The organism is Variovorax sp. P4_D9 (assembly GCF_056401695.1).
In genome coordinates this window covers 1-1596 of sequence record NZ_JBFUIU010001362.1, presented here as the reverse complement: position 1 = coordinate 1596, position 1596 = coordinate 1, and the positions used below count along the sequence as shown (strand labels likewise).

Here is a 1596-nt window from a genome sequence, read left to right as displayed (position 1 = left end):
GGCCGAGGCCCCGCCTCGAACGCTCGGAGACGGGCCGGTGCTGCCGCCTTCGATCTACGGTTCGATCGACCAGGGCATGCAGCACGAAACGGTGATGGACCTGGACCTCCGACCGCCATCGGCGGTTCCGCCCCCGGCCGACCCGCCGGCGCTGCTGCCCGACCTCGAGATGGACCTGGGCGCCTTCGACAAGACGGCCTACGAGACGATGCCGACGCCGCTCGAGCCGGTCAGGCCGCCGACGCCTTCGAACGATCCGCACGTGATCGATTTCGACCTCTTCGATCCGAGCACCGAGGCGGAAATCGCTCCGCGCCCGATCAAGCGCTGACGGCGAGCGCGCGACGCTGCGCCCGCTCCATCGTGACGCTCAGTGCAATCGCGAGCAGCACGGTTGCCAGGCCGACCCAGTTCATCCAGGCGATGGCGTCGTGGGCCAGAAGCCAGCCGCCGGCCGCCGCTCCCACCGCCTGGCCGACGTAGATGCCCGAGCTGTTCAGCGCTACCGAGCCCGATGCGAGAGTCGGCGACAGCGAGACCAATCGCGCCTGCTGGGCCGAATTGGTGGCGAAGCAACCCAAACCCCAGGGCACCAGGATCAGCGCAAGCGTGGCGAAGCTGATGGCCAACGGCCACAACAGCAGGCTCAGCGCGATCAGCACGCTGGTGACCAGCACCATGCGAGCCGCGCCGATGCGGTCGATGTAGCGGCTCACGACCATGTTGCCCAGCAGCCCGCAGGCGCCGAACCAGGCCCACAGCAGGCCCATCTGGGTCGCGTCTGCGCCCAGGCCCTGCCGCACGATCGGCGCGAAGTAGCTGAACAGCACGAATTGGCCGGCGCCCTGCAGCGCGGTCACCGAAACCACGCCCATCAGCAACGGGCTCCTCAAGACGCTGCCCCAAGCCGAGCGTGACAGCGCTGGAGGGCGGATGCCCGGGGGCAGCTTGAGCCAGATCCACGCTGCGCTGGCGACCGAAAGCAGGGCGATGACGCCAAAGGCCGCCCGCCAGCCGAAGTGCCCGCCGACCAGCGCGCCGATCGGCAACCCCAGCACCGAGGCCATGGACCAGCCGAGGAAGACGAAGGTGACGGCGCGGCCGCGCTGCTCGGTCGGCACTAGCAAGCCGGCACAGGCGGCTGCCTGCGCGGTGAAGACGGCAGGTGCGACCACGGTCAGCATGCGAACCGGCAATAAGCCGCCGAAGCTCGGCATCAACAGGGAGAGCAGGTGGCCGGCGGCATACCAGAGCATGGTCCAGGCGAGCAGCAGCCGGCGGTCCCAGCCCGCGACCAGCGCCGCCAGCAAGGGGGCGCCGAGGCACATCACGATCGCGCCCGCGGTGATCAGCTGGCCGGCCGTGGCAGCGCTGACCTGCAGCGACTGGCTGAGTTCGTTGAGCGTGCCGGGCACCACCATCACGCCGGTGCCGATGACGAAATTGCCTGCCAGCAGGGCCCACAGGGCAGCCGGCAGCGCAGTGCGCTTCAACGGCGGACCTGCAGCGCGCCGGGGTTGATGATGTTGGTCGGATTGCCCTTGATGAAGCTCACGACGTTGTCGAAAGCCTGGCCGAAGTACATCTCGTAGCTCT

Annotated in this window: 2 protein-coding genes and 1 pseudogene; 1 reads left to right on the top strand and 2 read right to left on the bottom strand. The window is 69.0% G+C overall.

Annotated features, from left to right (window positions below):
- On the top strand, positions 1–331 hold a 331-nt coding region (locus AC1DY5_RS54970), incomplete at its 5' end, for a hypothetical protein (RefSeq protein ID WP_478122586.1).
- On the opposite strand, the gene AC1DY5_RS54965 is transcribed toward AC1DY5_RS54970, so the two are convergent.
- On the bottom strand, positions 321–1493 hold the full coding sequence (locus AC1DY5_RS54965) for an MFS transporter (protein WP_478122585.1): 1173 nt from the start codon (positions 1491–1493) through the stop codon (positions 321–323). The two genes, AC1DY5_RS54970 and AC1DY5_RS54965, sit on opposite strands and share 11 nt — an antisense overlap.
- Positions 1490–1596, bottom strand: a pseudogene (locus AC1DY5_RS54960) (D-2-hydroxyacid dehydrogenase family protein); the annotation flags it as partial. The gene AC1DY5_RS54965 and the pseudogene AC1DY5_RS54960, both read right to left, overlap by 4 nt.